The organism is Pseudomonas sp. P1_F1_2 (genome assembly GCF_056405815.1).
Map to the genome: position 1 here is coordinate 1 of NZ_JBFUBK010000132.1, position 15,652 is coordinate 15,652.

Below are 15,652 nucleotides of genomic sequence, written 5' to 3' on the forward strand. Positions count from 1 at the left end.
GCTGCTTAAAAATGGAGCGGGAAACGAGACTCGAACTCGCGACCCCGACCTTGGCAAGGTCGTGCTCTACCAACTGAGCTATTCCCGCATTGGCGTCCCCTAGGGGACTCGAACCCCTGTTACCGCCGTGAAAGGGCGGTGTCCTAGGCCACTAGACGAAGGGGACACACGTACAACATTCACTCCCTACCGCGTTTCGCTGTGTGCTTTACGCTGTAAGTGGCGCGCATTCTATGGATGGATTGAGGGGTCGTCAACCCCCAGATATAAATTTATTTAAATCAATGACTTCGCCCTGCTTTCAGACGCGTTTCGGGCTTTTGCGCAGCCTGGGCTCCGACGCCTATATTCCGGTCTCCTTCAAGACGCTATAGTCCACGCCATCAAGATGATGGCAATCTGAAACATCTTCGCCACCATTTATATAAGCAGAACAACGGCCGATACATTTATGGCCATAGCTGATTCAAGTCGTCGAGTGGCCTATGCGCCCCAATGGCAAGCCACTACACTCGAACGCAAACCCTATAAAGAGGTCTTACCGGTGACACCACTCATGATCACCCTGCTAGTTGTAGCCGGGATCGCACTATTGATCGCCATTGGCTACATGAACCATGTGGTGGAAAACAACAAGCTGGAAAAGGCCCGCACCAAGGTTGAACTCAACGACCGCCTGCGCCGCTGCGGCGAAATCACCGAGACCTTCCCCGGTCAGTTGATGACACCTGCGCTCAAGCTGCTGTTGACCCGCCTGGAGCTCAACGTCTGCCAACGCCTGCTCAACCTGGAAAAAACCAGCGCCAACCTCAGGGCGCGGATTACCGAGCTTGAAGCACTGGCTGGCCAAGGTGAATCGATCCCGATCAACAACCCGCCGTCACCCATCCAGACCGAAGCCAAGGCCAAGGACGTACGTTTCCTGCTCGAAGCCCTGCATGGCCAGATCACCCGCGCAGCACAAGACGGCTTCCTGCCACCCAACGAAGCCAAGCGCTGGATCCGCGAAGTCCGTCATATCCTGGTGCTGCTGCACATCGAGTTCTTCAACAACCTCGGGCAGCATTGCTTGCAACAAAACCAGCCAGGTCAGGCGCGCCTGGCGTTCGAACGCGGCGTGCAATACCTGCGCAAACAGCAGGATCCGCAGGCCTATGCCGAGCAGCTTGAGTACCTGGAGAAACTCCTGGCTCGCGCCAACGCCTTGGTGATGGACAACATCGCAGCCGTTGAGAGCGAGGCAAACCAGCTGAACACCGGCCTCAAACAAGTCGACGCCGATGCCGACTGGAAGAAGAGAGTGATCTACGACTGATCAGCAAAAACACAAAAGCCACCTGAGAAGGTGGCTTTTTTTTGGACTGTGTTTGATGGGTGACCGGGAGAACCTTCAGAGCCGGAAGTGCCCCACCATCCCTTTCAGCTCAAGCCCCAATTGAGCCAGCTCAATACTCGACGCTGCGTTGCCTTGCATCGCCAGCGACGACTGATCTGCGCTGGCACGAATACTCGTGACACTGCGATTGATCTCCTCGGCCACCGAGCTTTGCTCCTCGGCTGCCGCGGCAATCTGCTGGTTCATCTGCTGAATCAACGAGACTGCAGCGGCAATACTTCCCAGTGCACTTTCGGTCTGCAACGCATCACTGACCGCCAACTTCACCAGTTCGCCGCTGTTCTGAATCTGCTGCACCGATGACTGAGCGGCCGAGCGCAGGGCACTGACCAGCCGCTCGATCTCCTCGGTCGATTGCTGGGTACGCTTGGCCAGCGCCCGAACTTCATCGGCCACCACGGCAAAGCCCCTGCCCTGCTCACCCGCCCGTGCGGCCTCGATCGCCGCGTTGAGCGCCAACAGGTTGGTCTGCTCGGCGACACTTTTGATCACGCTGAGCACCGTGCCGATGTTCTGGATCTCTGCGCTCAGGCTTTCGATGCTGGAACTGGCCGAAGTCGCGGAATCCGCCAACTGCTCGATACGCGCCATGCTCTGGCGCACCACATGCTGACCACTTTCAACCTTGCCATCCGCCGTCTGTGCAGCCTGTGCGGCCTCCTCGGCGTTGCGCGCAACGTCGTGCACCGTCGCCGTCATCTGGTTCATCGCGGTGGCGACCTGCTCGGTTTCTTCTTTCTGACTGCTGACTTCCAGGTTGGTCTGTTCGGTCACCGCCGACAGTGAATGCGCTGAACTCGCCAATTGCTCGATACCGGCCTGCAAGCCACTGACAATACGGCTGAGCCCGGCGCCCATCTGCTGCATCGCCTGCATCAACTGGCCGATCTCGTCACGGCGGGTCACTTCAACAGTCGCACTCAAATCACCCGCAGCGATCTGCTGGGCGACACGGATCACACTGCGCAACGGCGCCACGATCAACCGGGTAATCACCCACGCGGCCACCAGGCCAACCAGCAACGCCAGGGCCGAGGAACCGAGGATCAACAACGAGTTCTTTTTCAGTTCGGCCTGCATCGACAGATCTTCGGCAACATAGGCCAGATCGACCCGCTCCACCACTTGCGCGGCGCGCTGATGCAGTTGTTCGTAGACGGTTTTTTCCTGGGCCAACAGGCCGGTGTACTCCGTCAGTTTTTCGCTGAAACTACTAATGTGGCCTGTCACCTCATTAAGGACCGTCTGATAGCCCTCGTCCTTGACCGTGGTTTTCAGCTGCTCGGCCTGGGTCAGCGCTTGATCCGCCTGTTCGATCTTGCCCTGGCCTGCGCTGTCGTCGCCCTTGCGGCTCTGGTCCAGACGCACGCGCGCTTCGTTCATCGCCTGCAACATCAATCGCGAGACCTGGCTGACCTGGCTGGCCTGCTCGATGAACTGCCCACCGTCCTTGCCTTCGGATTGCTTCAAGGTATAGGCGCCGTCATCGGCCAGACCGGATTGCAACACATCAAGGTTATTGGCCACGCTGGACACCGACCAACTGGCCATTTCCAGTGCCAGGTCCTTGGCCTGACTCAGAGAGACGAACTCATCGAACGCCTTTCGATAAGCGCCCAGCGACTGTTCGACGTCATTCATCACCGGTACGTTGGCGGCCGATGCAGCCTTGAGCTGGGTCGCCAGAGCAATCAGGCCATCAACGCCCTCGTGCAGGGCATCGGCGGTTTTCGGGTTGCCATGCAAGGCGTACTCCTGCTCAAGCAGTCGCACCTTGAGCAAACCGCTATTGAGCGACGACATCTGCTTGAGTCCGTCGAAGCGATGACTGATGGTTTGCAGGGACCATACACCGATGGCAGCGACCAATGCTGTCAGCAGCAGTACCAGTACAAATCCCACACCCATTTTTTTTGCCATACCGAGGTTGGCAAAACGTCCTTGCACGGCCGAAATCATTGCACTTAGTCCCCTGACATAGTCTGTTGACGCAGATTCGCAACGGGCATACGCCAGCACAAGTCTCTGGCGTCGGAATAATGGCAAAAAGCTACGCCTGCGTCGTTTTCAGAACGCTTGAGGTCGATTCAAAGCAGTGGCCTGAAAGAATGCCCGGGCACGAGGATCACAGGCGTAAGCCACGTTGATGCGCTGCCAGTCCGTGGCCTCACCGTCGGGACTGAATGCTGTGGCAGAAGACAGCAACACACCAAAGCGCCGGGCCTGTGTGCGCACCTGAGCGTAGTTGGACAACCGTGATCGCGCCCAGATGAAAAGCCCTCCCACCGGTTTGCCGAAAACCTCCCAGTCGGCGTCTTCGAGCACTTGCAAGGCGGCCTCTCTGTCGGCGTGCAATCGTTGGCGCTGACGCTGCACCAACTTGCGATAGGCGCCGCTGGCCAACAGGCTAGCCAACACCGCCTCACAGAACATCGAGGCGCCCATGCTGCTGGTCATCTTGACCTGGGCCAGTCGTGACACAACCGCGTCACTGGCCACAATGAAGCCGATGCGCAATGAACTGCTGAGGGTTTTGGAGTAGCTGCCGAGGTAGATCACATTGTCGTCAATCCCCAGTGCCGCGAGGCGCGTGCCTGGGCCGCTGTGCAAATCGGCATGGACGTCATCCTCGATCAGCAACATGCCATGGGCTTTGGTCAGTTGCAGCACCTGCTGTGCCACCAGTGCCGTGAGACTACTGCCCGTCGGGTTGTGGCAGAAACTATGGATAAACAGCGCACGAGGCTTGTGCTTGCGCAATAGTGCTTCAAGCGCCTGCGTGTCAGGCCCGCGCGGGGTACGCGGTACCTCGATCATCGTCACGCCGTTCAGCCTGAGCAGATCGAATAACAACGAATACCCCGGGCTTTCGACCACCACGCAGTCGCCGGCCTTGAGCAACGTGCGCATGATCAGATCGAGCCCATGGGTCGCCCCTGCCGTGGTCATAATCCGTCGATCGTCCACGTTGATGTCGAATAGATGCAGACGCTTGCGGATCTGCTCACGCAAGGCAGGCAACCCCAGGGGGGTGCTGTAGTTGAACAAAGCGGCCATGTCGGTGCGGCTCACCTGGCGAATGGCGTAGCTCAAATCGTCGGTTTCACGCCATCTTTCCGGCAGGCAGCCACAGCCCAGCTTGAGTGCGCCCGTGACGTCACCCTGCGTCACGTCCGCCCCTTCGAACCAATGGCCATCCTGTCGCTTCTGCGCGATTGATGCTGGAAGGGCAACAACGAAACCGGTGCCCTGACGCGGCGCCAGCACACCTTGCGCCACCAGACGCTCGCAGGCTTCGACGACGCAGGATTGACTGAGCAGATTGACCCGCGCGATTTGCCGTGCGGACGGCAGACGCGTTCCCGGCAACACGTCGCCCTGACGCAGCCAATCGGCCAGCGCGTCGACGATTTGCTGCACGACCGGCACCAATGCCTGTCGATCGATTCTCAACTCCATGAGCAAGCAAACTCCTGTCTGTTTTGCGGGAAACAGTTAAGCACAGGAGCGTCGATGGGGATGTGCGACAACGCCGCTAAAACCCTCGGTTCTAACCCTTTGAAACACATTGCCCGGCACCATCACGGAACTGTAAAAAAACCCGCATAAATGCGGGTTTTTTCCTACGTGAAGTGCCTGACTTCAGAACGCTGTAACGCCACCATCCACGGCCAGCGAATGGCCGGTGGTGAACGCGGCACCGTCGCTGCACAGATACAACACCGCGCTGGCGATCTCTTCCACCTTGCCGATGCGACCCACCGGGTGCATCGCGTTGGCAAACTCACCCTTCTTCGGGTCCGCCTCATACGCACGACGGAACATGTCGGTGTCGATCACCGCCGGGCATACCGCATTCACGCGAATCTTTTTCTTGGCATATTCGATGGCCGCTGACTTGGTCAGGCCGATCACCGCATGTTTGGACGCCGCGTAAATGCTCATCTTCGGTGCAGCCCCCAGGCCCGCCACCGAAGCGGTGTTGACGATGGCACCGCCGCCCTGGGCCAACAACAGCGGCAGTTGATATTTCATGCAGAGCCAGACGCCTTTGACGTTGACGCCCATGATCGCGTCGAACTCATCCAGCGTGCCTTCGGCGAGCTTGCCTTTCTCGATCTCGATGCCGGCGTTGTTGAAGGCATAGTCCAGCCGCCCGTAGGTGTTTACCACTTCGTCCATCAGATGTTTTACATCGCTTTCCAGCGTCACGTTGCAACGCACGAAGGTCGCTTCGCCGCCCGCTGCACGAATCAGCGCCACGGTGCCTTCGCCACCCGCGGTGTCCAGATCGGCGACCACGACCTTCAGCCCTTCGGCGGCGAACGCCTGGGCGGTCGCACGGCCAATACCGGCCGCCGCGCCTGCCACCACTGCCACCTGGCCGGAAAACGTCATGCTCATTGTTATGTCCTCGAAGAGAAGAATACGGGGGATTGCCTGATTTCAGTCTAGCCACAGAGGGCTGCGCCACGGCAGCACTATCAAGTGGCCGGTTGGGTACCCATGAGTGACAGTGATAGAACGCCGACCCCGACTATCACTGCACTGGATCGAGGTGCATTCGCCGCATCAGCCAGACTTGCGGCATTGATCATGAAGGGCTATCAACAAGGCTTCATTCATCTTGAGTGCCTGTCATGACTACCCAGACCAATCGCCAGTTCCTGCTCGCCAAACGTCCCGTGGGCGCGGCCACCCGCGAGACTTTTACCTATCAGGAAGTACCGGTCGGCGAGCCGGCGTCGGGGCAGATTCTGGTTAAAAACGAATACCTGTCCCTGGACCCGGCCATGCGTGGCTGGATGAATGAGGGCAAGTCCTACATCCCGCCGGTGGGTTTGGGCGAAGTCATGCGCGCATTGGGTGTAGGCCAAGTCATTGCCTCGAACAATCCGGGGTTCGCGGTCGGAGACTACGTCAACGGTGCCCTCGGCGTGCAGGATTACTTCCTCGGCGAACCACGAGGTTTCTACAAAGTTGATCCGAAACTGGCGCCATTGCCGCGCTATTTGTCCGCCCTTGGCATGACCGGGATGACCGCCTACTTCGCCCTGCTCGATGTCGGCGCGCCGAAGGCCGGTGACACGGTGGTGCTGTCGGGCGCTGCCGGCGCGGTGGGCAGCATTGCCGGACAGATCGCCAAGATCAAAGGCTGCCGCGTGGTCGGGATTGCCGGCGGCGCGGACAAGTGCCAGTTCCTGATCGATGAATTGGGTTTTGATGGCGCCATCGACTACAAAAACGAAGACGTCATCGCCGGCCTCAAGCGCGAGTGCCCGAAAGGGGTCGACGTGTATTTCGATAACGTCGGTGGCGACATTCTCGACGCGGTGCTGAGCCGACTGAACATGAAGGCCCGCGTAGTGATTTGCGGCGCGATCAGCCAATACAACAACAAGGAAGCGGTCAAGGGCCCGGCCAACTACCTCTCGCTGCTGGTCAACCGCGCGCGCATGGAAGGTTTTGTGGTGATGGACTACGCCGCCCAGTTCGCCGCCGCCGGGCAGGAAATGGCCGGCTGGATGATCAAGGGGCAACTCAAGAGCAAGGAAGACATTGTCGAAGGACTGGAGACATTCCCGGAAACGCTGATGAAATTGTTCAGCGGCGAGAACTTCGGGAAGTTGGTGTTGAAGGTTTAACCCAAAACTTTCAGCAACCCCAAAACCAATGTGGGAGCGAGCTTGCTCGCGATTGCGGCGTATCAGACAACGAATATGTCGACTGACAGGCCCTCATCGCGAGCAAGCTCGCTCCCACAGGGGTAGCGGTGGTCAGGCGAGTTCGGCGACTACGGCGGCGAGTGCCTTGGCTGGATCTGCCGCCTGGCTGATCGGACGGCCAATCACCAGATAATCGGAACCGGCGTCCAGCGCCTGGCGCGGGGTCAGGATGCGGCGTTGATCGTCTTGGGCGCTGCCCGCTGGACGAATACCTGGCGTCACCAGTTGCAACGACGGGTGAGCCGACTTCAAGGCCTGGGCTTCCAGCGCGGAGCACACCAGACCGTCCATCCCGGCTTTTTCCGCCAGGGCGGCCAGGCGTAGCACCTGCTCTTGCGGCTCGATGTCCAGACCGATACCCGCCAGGTCTTCACGTTCCATGCTGGTCAGCACGGTCACGCCGATCAACAACGGCTTCGGCCCGGTACGCTGATCCAGCACCTCACGGCAGGCCGCCATCATGCGCAGACCGCCGGAGCAGTGAACGTTGACCATCCACACACCCATTTCCGCAGCGGCTTTGACGGCCATGGCAGTGGTGTTCGGGATATCGTGGAACTTGAGGTCGAGGAACACTTCGAAGCCCTTGTCACGCAGGGTGCCGACGATTTCCGACGCGCAACTGGTGAACAGTTCCTTGCCGACTTTTACCCGGCACAGTTTCGGGTCCAACTGATCGGCCAGCTTCAGTGCGGCGTCACGGGTGGGGAAATCCAGGGCGACGATGATAGGAGTCTGGCAGACGGACATGTGCGGGCTCTCAGGCAGGACGAAATCGGCGCGCATTGTAGCGGAACCAGCGACGCTGCGGGACCCGATGATCGGTAATTCGTCATCGCCGCTCAGGCAAGACTAGTCCTTTGGCCAATTGTGTCGAGCCCGATACACTCCCGACACGTCCACAACATCGTTCATCACTACCCTCGGCAGCCGCAACACGTCCTTACAGCACTTCCCGCCTCCGGGCCGGACGCCTATGCTGAAGCCACAACCTCGCAGCCCATCTTTGTGGTTGGCAGCCTCTCTGGCAGATGAACGCACGCATGCACAACTCCCAAGCCCCTTTGAAGGACGATCAAAAAGCGCCCGGCGACGACAAGCGCTGGAGCATTCGCGCCCTGATCGTCGACGATGACGTCCCGATTCGCGAACTGATGATCGACTACCTCGCCCGGTTCAATATCCACGCCAGCGGCGTCACCGACGGCACCGAGATGCGCCTGGCGCTGCAAGCCGAGCATTTCGATGTGGTGGTGCTCGACTTGATGCTGCCCGGTGAAGACGGTTTGTCATTGTGCCGCTGGCTGCGTGCCGAATCGGACATTCCGATCCTGATGCTCACTGCGCGCTGCGAACCGACCGACCGGATCATCGGCCTGGAGCTGGGCGCCGACGATTACATGGCCAAGCCGTTCGAGCCCCGTGAACTGGTGGCCAGGATTCAGACCATTCTGCGTCGAGTGCGCGATGATCGCACCGAACAGCGTGCGAACATTCGCTTCGACAATTGGCGCCTGAACAGCGTGTTGCGACAGTTGATTGCCGACAACGGCCTGGTGGTCCCACTGTCCAACGCCGAGTTCCGCCTGCTCTGGGTGTTCATCGAACGTCCGCGCCGGGTGCTCAGTCGTGAGCAATTGCTGGACGCCGCTCGCGGTCGCTCGATTGAGGCCTTTGATCGCAGCATCGACCTGCTGGTCTCGCGCCTGCGCCAGAAACTCGGTGATGACCCCAAAGCGCCACAACTGATCAAGACCGTTCGCGGCGAGGGCTATCTGTTCGACGCGAGAGACATCGGCTGATGCGTGCGCGCTTCGATACGCTGTTCGGCCGCCTGTTCGGTGTGCTGTTGCTGGCGATCGTCCTCGCGCACTTGCTGGCGTTTGCCTGGTTTCACCACTACGGCCCACCTCCTCCGCCACCGCCGCCGGAGTTTTCCGAAAGCGTTGACGGGAAACGCCCGCCGATGGACCCACGCTTTGAAACCCGGCCGCCTCGGCCGTGGTTCGGCGGACCGTTAGTGCCGCTGACCTTTCAATTGATTTCGCTGATCATTGCGGCCTGGTACGGCGCCAAACTGCTGAGCCGGCCAATCCAGCGCCTGAGCGATGCCGCCGAGCGCTTGAGCGAAAACCTCGACAGCACGCCACTCGATGAATCGGGACCACGGGAAGCGCGGCAAGCGGCCTACACCTTTAACCTGATGCAGAAACGCATTATCGAACAGGTGCAGCAGCGTTCGCGGATGCTGGGCGCGGTGTCCCATGACCTGCGCACCCCACTGTCGCGGCTCAAATTGCGCCTGGAACAGATCGACGACGAAAAACTGCAAGGTCAGATGCGTCAGGATCTGGACGACATGATCAACATGCTCGACGCCACCCTGACTTACTTGCACGAACAGCGCACCAGCGAGGCGTTGCAATGGATGGACGTGCAAGCGTTGGTGGAGTCCCTGTGCGAAAACGCCCAGGACCAGGGCGCCGATGTTCAGGCCAGTGGTCACTGCGCCCCGCTGCACGTACAACCGATGGCCTTGCGTTCTTGCATCAACAACTTGCTGGATAACGCGTTGCGCTATGCCGGGCAGGCATTGATCAAACTCGAAGACAGCCGCGAAACCCTGGTGATCCGAGTGATTGATCACGGTCCGGGCATTGCGGCAGACAAACGTGAAGCCGTGTTCGAGCCATTCTTTCGCCTGGAAGGTTCACGCAACCGCAACTCTGGGGGTGTAGGCCTGGGCATGACCATCGCCCGCGAGGCCTCCGAACGGCTGGGTGGACAATTGAGCCTGGAAGAAACTCAGGGCGGTGGTTTGACCGCAGTCATTGAGTTGCCGAGATCCCTGTAGCAGCTGGCGAAGCCTGCGTCCGGCTGCGCAGCAGTCGTCTACCGAAACACCGCGGTGAATGATCTGGCGGCTGCTGCGCAGCCGGACGCAGGCTTCGCCAGCTGCTACAAAGGCGATCTGTGTACTGACCGGTACAAACCCCACATACCCACGACACCTTGCCCCTTGAGGCTGCATAAGCCGGTGCACCCACCGGTTTTCCATTCCAGGGAGTGAGCACAATGATTGGTAGCGTCAGCAACTACACCAGCTATACCGGCAGCACCAGCAGCACCACGACCAACAGCGCCCGCAGCCAGCAGTTCCAGAAAGAACTGCTCGCCAAGCTCGACAGCAACAGCGACGGTGCGGTGGATCAGGACGAGCTGAACAGTGCCTTGTCACAAAAAACCGATGACGGTCTGTTGGTCAGCCTGAGCAAAAACTTCGCCGACCTCGACAGCGACAGCAGCGGCAACTTGAGCAGCGAAGAAATGGCCGCGATGGCGTCACCGCCACCTCCGCCGCATGATCAACCTCCGAGCACGGAACTGGCCGATGCGCTGATCAGCGCCCTGGACACCGACGGTGACGGCGCCATCAGCAACGACGAGCTGAGCACCGGCCTGACCAGCGCCGGCAGCAGTGCCGACAGCAAAGAAATTTTTTCGGCCCTGGACAAGAACCAGGACGGCACCGTCAGCAAGGACGAACTCGCCGCCAGCCTGACCCCACCGCCACCGCCGCCACAACAGGTGTCCAGCGAGGAACTGTTCAGCCAACTGGATTCGGACAGCGATGGCAGCGTGACCGCCACCGAATTGAGCAACGCGTTGCAGGCGAGCGACAGCACGTCATCGACCAGCACGGACACCAGCGCCGCGTTGCTCAAGGTTCTGGACAGAGATAGCAGCGGCGGTGTCAGCAGCGATGAGCTGAAAGCAGCCCTGCAAGCCGGCCGAGAACAAAACAGCGACAGCTCCACCGATCAGTTCAATGTCAACGAAGCGTTGAACAAGATGATTGCCAACTTGAGCAAGCAGTACTCGCTCGATAATGTGGCAACGGTGGGCAAGTACCTGAACGTCGCGACCTAAGCAAAAAGCCCACTGACCTTCGCAGGTCCAGTGGGCTTTTTGTCATGGCGCAATCATCACTCAGAGCCGGGGATCTTCCAGCCGCGTCGGTCCCTTGCTCCAATCGGTCAGCAAGCTGTAGGCCACGGCCAACAATGTCGGGCCGATGAACAGACCGATAAAGCCAAACGCAATCAACCCGCCAAACACGCCCAGCAGAACGATCACCAACGGCAAGTTTCCGCCCCGGCTGATCAGGTACGGCTTGAGTACGTTGTCGACGCCGCTGATGATGAACGTGCCCCAAATACCGAGGAATATCGCCATCCCGTACTCACCCTTCCAGGCCAGCCAGGCCGTGGCCGGGATCCACACCAGCGGTGGCCCCATCGGGATCAGGCTCAACAGGAACGTCACAATACCCAGTACCAGAGCCCCGGGCACACCGGCAATCAGGAAGCCGATCAGGGCCAGCACGGCCTGCGCTGCCGCCGTCCCGATCACGCCATTGACGACTCGTTGTACCGTACCGGCCACCAGTTCGATGTAGTACCCGGCACGGTGGCCGATCAACCGCTCCAGCAACCCGTGTACAAATACCGCCAACCGGGGGCCGTCACGGTAGAAAAAGAACACGAAGACAATGCTCAGCGTCAGTTCGAGAATCCCGCCGCCAATCTGCGCACTGCGCGCCAGCAACCAGTTGCCCATCTGCCCGACATAAGGTTTCAGCGAGGCCATCATCGCCGCGCCCTGCTGGTCGATACTGTTCCAGATTCCTACCAGCCGTGCGCCAACCAGCGGAATACCGCCCAGCCACGCCGGTGCTTCGGGCAGGCCATCAACCTGTACATCCTTGATGAACACCGTGGCATCTCGCACATGATCTGCCAGGTTGAAACCCAGCCAGACCAGCGGCACCGCCACCAGCAACATCCAGCCGAGGGTCAGCAAAGCGGCCGCCAGGGATTCGCGACCATGGAGCCAACGGGTCAGCAAACGCATCAGCGGCCAACTGGCAAACGCCAGCACTGCGCCCCAGAACATCGCCGACCAGAAAGGCGCCATCACCCAGAAGCTCGCGCCAAACAACACCAGGAGCAGAATCTGCACCACCAGTCGATCGTTATTGATCATCTAAATCTCGAAAAAGTCAGTCCGCAAAAAGAATAGGCGAACGTGCAAGACACGTTCGCCTGATAGAGCTTATCGCAACAGTTCGATGTGCAGGCCAGAGCCTTCGACGTTGCCGGTTTCCAGTCGGGCCGCACGCACGCCCTGCTGGATCAGGGCCTGACGCCAGGCTTCGGCTTTCGCCCCAGAGACACTGACCCGCAACGTGGTGTCCAGGTTCAACCCACGGGAGATCAGACGCAGCCAGGTTTCATCCGGCTCGGCGGTCAGCGTGAGGAAATCCAGCTCACCGGTGTTTTTGAGCTCGCGCAGCAACGTGGCCGACGTCGGCAGCAATTCCCCCAGCGGCGCCGCGGCGTCGAACTGTTCGACGTGCAAATACGCTTTGCGATTGCCGCGAGTGATGCTGTAAAGCGCCACCAACGAATTGTCCCGAGGGGCCGCCAGACGCAACAGCAAGTACGCCTGCTGATCGTCGGCGCCATACAGCTTGGCGTTGCCGAAAACCTCATTGGCCCACAGGCTGCTTTCACCGCAATCGCGAGACTGGCACCAGAACAACAGTTGCGCGCCTTGCTTCTGCAATGCCTCTCGAGCGGCAGTGAAAGCCTCGGTTGAAGAATGTTCCGGTGGTAATTCGTAGGTCACCGAAGTGGCCGTGCCACGAGCGCTGACTTGACCATCGAAACGCAATTGACCGCTGATTTTACGGATCGAACCCAACGGGTAGATCCGCTCCAGCTCGGCCGCAGGGCGAAAGTCGACAATCTGCGCATCTTCCATACGCGGCAGGATCGGCAGGTCCTGACTGCCCGGGACATCGGCGGCAAACGATAAGGGACTGATGCAGCACAGCACCAACAGACTGAGTGAACGCATGGTCAGACTCATCGGATCAGCATGGCCTGGGCACCCTTGATGACACTGGCTTCATCGGAGCGTTGGGGCACTTGCAACCCACGCTGCACCGCCGGACGCGCCTCCATGGTCGCCATCCAGCGTTGCAACGCCGTCAGGCCGTCCACGGAAACACCTGACCACTCATAGCCACGCACCCACGGGAAGGTCGCAATATCGGCAATGCTGTATTCGCCGGCCAGAAACTCTTCGGTTTGCAGGCGCGTATCGAGTACCTCATAGAGGCGCCGGGTTTCATGCTGATAACGATCGATGGCGCCCTGGAGTTTTTCCGGAAAGTAGCGGAAAAACACGTTGGCCTGCCCCTGCATCGGACCGATCCCACCCATCTGGAACATCAGCCACTGCAACACCACCGAGCGCCCTTTCGGGTCGGAAGGCATCAGTTTCCCGGTCATTTCAGCGAGGTAAATCAGGATGGCGCCGGATTCGAACACGGCGAAATCGCCATTGCCGCGGTCGACAATGGCCGGAATCCGGCCATTGGGATTGATCTTGAGGAAGTCTTCGGACTTCTGTTCCTTCTTGTCGAAACTCAGGGTTTGCACCGTGTAGGGCAGGCCGAGTTCCTCCAGCACGATAGAGACCTTGTGGCCATTCGGGGTCGCAGCGGTGTAGAGATCTATCATGGTTGTCTCCCATTTCAACCCGCCCAGCCTCGACAGTTGCCCGGCGCAAGTCAAGGAACGGCGAAGAACCGATTGAAACAGTCTGCGACAAGGTCGGCGCCGGGTTCGTCATTCAGGTRCAAATGATGACCGCCTGGCAGCTGTTCACGGCTAAAGGGTAGACGCTCCAGCAATTCAGGATGTTTGGCGAGCATGCCATCCGCTGCGACCACCAGTTTTGCCGGGCAACTGACCCGCTGGACAAAGGCCATGGCCTGTTCGGTAGTCAGGCGCAACGGTGAAGGCAGCGTCAGCCGGTTATCGGTGCGCCAGGTGTAACCGCCCGGCACCGGCATCAAACCTCGCTGGGCCAGCAGCTCGGCGGCTTCTCGGCTGACGGCCACCAAGCCTTTCATGCGCGCTTCGATGGCACGGTCCTGGGTGGTGTAGACCGGTTTGCGTTTTTCCCGCAGGTCCAGCTGCGCTTGCAGGGCCATGCCCATTCGCTCGGCAGCATTTTCGCCTTTGTCTGTAGGAGGAATGATGCCGTCGATCAAGGCCAGGTGCGTGACACGCTCCGGCATCGATCCGGCAATGATCAAAGAAGCGATTGCCCCCATGGAGTGCCCCATCAGCGCAAAACGCTTGAGGCCCAGCTGTTCGGCGACTTGCAGCACGTCATGGGCGTAGTCCCACATCGCGTAGCCGGCACCGGGCGGGCGATGCCCGGAATGACCGTGACCGGCCATGTCCAGGGCGATGATGCGCAGGCCTTTAAGCTTGGGTGCGAGTCGGGCAAAGCTGTTGGCATTGTCCAGCCAGCCATGCAACGCAATGACCGGCAGGCCGTCTTCAGGACCGAACAAATGCGCCGCCAGCTCGATGTGCGGCAGGCTCAGGCGGACTTCTTCGACGGCGTTGCTCATGCGCAATCCTGTTGGCGGCGACCGTCCCAGCGACTGAACAGGGTTTTCAGCAACGTGGCCGTGTCGTGTGGACGTTCAAGCGGAAACATGTGGCCGCCAGGCAGGGTCAGGGATTCACCCTGCGGCATGCGCCCAACGGAGCTGGCGTGATGACGCATCACCACACGGCTCTTGTGCCCGCGCACCACCGCCAGCGGTACTTTCAATTGCCGAGTGCGACCGGGGCTGGTGTGGGGCACGCCACGGTAGATGCTGATTTCCGTGGCAGGATCGAAGCGCAGGCGCAGTTTATCGCCGACCTTGTGCAAACCGTGTTGCAGGTAGGCGTCAAAACATTCCGGATCAAAACTGCGGAACAGGGTTTTACCGGCGAAATAGCGGCGGGCGCTTTCCAGGTCGGCAAACTCTTCCCGACGCCCCAAGGTACGACCGGCCGGGGTCAAGCGGTCGATAAAACCGAATCGCTTGGCGGCGCGGATGACCCATTGATCGGTGCGGGTCAGGACCGGAGAGTCCAGCATCACCACGCCACGATACAACTCTGGGCAACGCAGTGCCGCGTGCAAGTGCAGCACACCGCCGAAGGAATGGCCGACGCCCCACACCGGTTCTGCTTGTTGCTTGAGGTGATGGATCAGCTCGTCCACCAGGTTGTACCAATTGTCGTCCGCCGGAAAACGCGGGTCATGAGCGTGCTGCTCCAGATGCGTCACCTGGTACTCGGGCGCGAGCGCCGCGAACAACTTGCCGTAGGTCCCTGAAGGAAAGCCATTGGCGTGGGCGAAAAATATCTGTTGCGACATACCGGCAAATCCATGAGCGAGACAAGGCGTTGATTGTCCGTAAGACGACGGCTGACAGCAATGACTGTAAGTGACAGGAAGGATGACAGTCCGGTCAGCGCAATGTCCGAAACGACAATGAATATCTCTGTAGCAGCTGTCGAGCCCCAGCGAGGCGGCGTTCGGCTGCGCAGCAGTCGTCAAACCAGCCAACGCGACATTTCAGGTAAACCGAGGTGGTCGAACTGACGAC

General features: G+C 59.8%; 14 protein-coding genes, 2 tRNA genes and 1 pseudogene. 5 read left to right on the forward strand and 12 right to left on the reverse strand.

Going from position 1 to position 15,652, the window contains the following annotated elements:
* Positions 1 to 12: 12 nt before the first annotated feature.
* Positions 13 to 88: transfer RNA gene (locus tag AC1D2P_RS27295), tRNA-Gly, on the reverse strand.
* A gap of 2 nt (positions 89 to 90) precedes the next feature.
* Positions 91 to 166, reverse strand: a tRNA-Glu gene (locus AC1D2P_RS27300).
* 378 nt (positions 167 to 544) lie between these two features.
* Here AC1D2P_RS27300 and AC1D2P_RS27305 point away from each other — a divergent pair.
* The gene (locus AC1D2P_RS27305; protein WP_109785193.1) at positions 545 to 1,315 is read left to right on the forward strand and encodes a hypothetical protein; all 771 of its coding nucleotides are present in this window, start codon (positions 545 to 547) and stop codon (positions 1,313 to 1,315) included.
* A gap of 75 nt (positions 1,316 to 1,390) precedes the next feature.
* Here AC1D2P_RS27305 and AC1D2P_RS27310 read toward each other — a convergent pair whose 3' ends face one another.
* The 4 genes and pseudogenes from AC1D2P_RS27310 to AC1D2P_RS27325 form a co-directional block, all read right to left on the reverse strand.
* Entirely contained in the window at positions 1,391 to 2,272 is an 882-nt protein-coding gene (locus AC1D2P_RS27310; protein WP_408981004.1) for a methyl-accepting chemotaxis protein, read from the reverse strand.
* Positions 2,252 to 3,355, reverse strand: a pseudogene (locus tag AC1D2P_RS27315) (HAMP domain-containing protein); the annotation flags it as partial. The pseudogene AC1D2P_RS27315 and the gene AC1D2P_RS27310, both read right to left, overlap by 21 nt.
* Positions 3,356 to 3,463: 108 nt before the next feature.
* Entirely contained in the window at positions 3,464 to 4,855 is a 1,392-nt protein-coding gene (locus AC1D2P_RS27320; protein WP_223522247.1) for an aminotransferase-like domain-containing protein, read from the reverse strand.
* A gap of 183 nt (positions 4,856 to 5,038) precedes the next feature.
* On the reverse strand, positions 5,039 to 5,800 hold the full coding sequence (locus tag AC1D2P_RS27325; protein ID WP_477757812.1) for an SDR family oxidoreductase: 762 nt from the start codon (positions 5,798 to 5,800) through the stop codon (positions 5,039 to 5,041).
* A 236-nt stretch (positions 5,801 to 6,036) separates the two neighbouring features.
* Between AC1D2P_RS27325 and AC1D2P_RS27330 the strand changes: the two genes are divergently transcribed.
* On the forward strand, positions 6,037 to 7,041 hold the full coding sequence (locus tag AC1D2P_RS27330; protein ID WP_223522246.1) for an NADP-dependent oxidoreductase: 1,005 nt from the start codon (positions 6,037 to 6,039) through the stop codon (positions 7,039 to 7,041).
* A gap of 132 nt (positions 7,042 to 7,173) precedes the next feature.
* Here AC1D2P_RS27330 and pyrF read toward each other — a convergent pair whose 3' ends face one another.
* A complete protein-coding gene (gene pyrF / locus AC1D2P_RS27335; RefSeq protein WP_027924005.1) occupies positions 7,174 to 7,872 on the reverse strand; it encodes an orotidine-5'-phosphate decarboxylase in 699 nt (232 codons plus the stop codon).
* A 293-nt stretch (positions 7,873 to 8,165) separates the two neighbouring features.
* On the opposite strand from pyrF, the gene AC1D2P_RS27340 reads away from it, so the two are divergent.
* The 3 genes from AC1D2P_RS27340 to xopAW all read left to right on the forward strand — a co-directional run bounded on the left by AC1D2P_RS27340 (position 8,166) and on the right by xopAW (position 11,052).
* The gene (locus tag AC1D2P_RS27340; RefSeq protein WP_046031648.1) at positions 8,166 to 8,924 is read left to right on the forward strand and encodes a response regulator; all 759 of its coding nucleotides are present in this window, start codon (positions 8,166 to 8,168) and stop codon (positions 8,922 to 8,924) included.
* Positions 8,924 to 9,976, forward strand: a complete 1,053-nt coding sequence (locus tag AC1D2P_RS27345; protein WP_477757813.1) for a sensor histidine kinase — start codon at positions 8,924 to 8,926, stop codon at positions 9,974 to 9,976. Before AC1D2P_RS27340 ends, AC1D2P_RS27345 begins: the two co-directional genes overlap by 1 nt.
* A gap of 221 nt (positions 9,977 to 10,197) precedes the next feature.
* Positions 10,198 to 11,052: a XopAW family type III secretion system calcium-binding effector gene (gene xopAW, locus AC1D2P_RS27350; RefSeq protein ID WP_477757814.1), complete on the forward strand. Its 855-nt coding sequence runs from the start codon at positions 10,198 to 10,200 to the stop codon at positions 11,050 to 11,052.
* A gap of 60 nt (positions 11,053 to 11,112) precedes the next feature.
* Here xopAW and AC1D2P_RS27355 read toward each other — a convergent pair whose 3' ends face one another.
* The 5 genes from AC1D2P_RS27355 to AC1D2P_RS27375 form a co-directional block, all read right to left on the reverse strand.
* Entirely contained in the window at positions 11,113 to 12,168 is a 1,056-nt protein-coding gene (locus AC1D2P_RS27355; RefSeq protein ID WP_046031645.1) for an AI-2E family transporter, read from the reverse strand.
* Positions 12,169 to 12,237: 69 nt separating this feature from the next.
* Positions 12,238 to 13,044 carry a DUF4892 domain-containing protein gene (locus AC1D2P_RS27360; RefSeq protein ID WP_109785269.1) on the reverse strand — a complete coding sequence of 269 codons (807 nt, stop codon included), beginning with the start codon at positions 13,042 to 13,044 and terminating at the stop codon, positions 12,238 to 12,240.
* Positions 13,045 to 13,052: 8 nt separating this feature from the next.
* Positions 13,053 to 13,712: a glutathione S-transferase family protein gene (locus AC1D2P_RS27365; protein ID WP_109785187.1), complete on the reverse strand. Its 660-nt coding sequence runs from the start codon at positions 13,710 to 13,712 to the stop codon at positions 13,053 to 13,055.
* 50 nt (positions 13,713 to 13,762) lie between these two features.
* Positions 13,763 to 14,617, reverse strand: a complete 855-nt coding sequence (locus AC1D2P_RS27370) for an alpha/beta hydrolase (protein WP_477811689.1) — start codon at positions 14,615 to 14,617, stop codon at positions 13,763 to 13,765.
* Positions 14,614 to 15,420, reverse strand: coding sequence for an alpha/beta fold hydrolase (locus AC1D2P_RS27375; protein WP_046031641.1), 807 nt, complete (start codon positions 15,418 to 15,420; stop codon positions 14,614 to 14,616). Before AC1D2P_RS27375 ends, AC1D2P_RS27370 begins: the two co-directional genes overlap by 4 nt.
* Positions 15,421 to 15,652 lie beyond the last annotated feature (232 nt).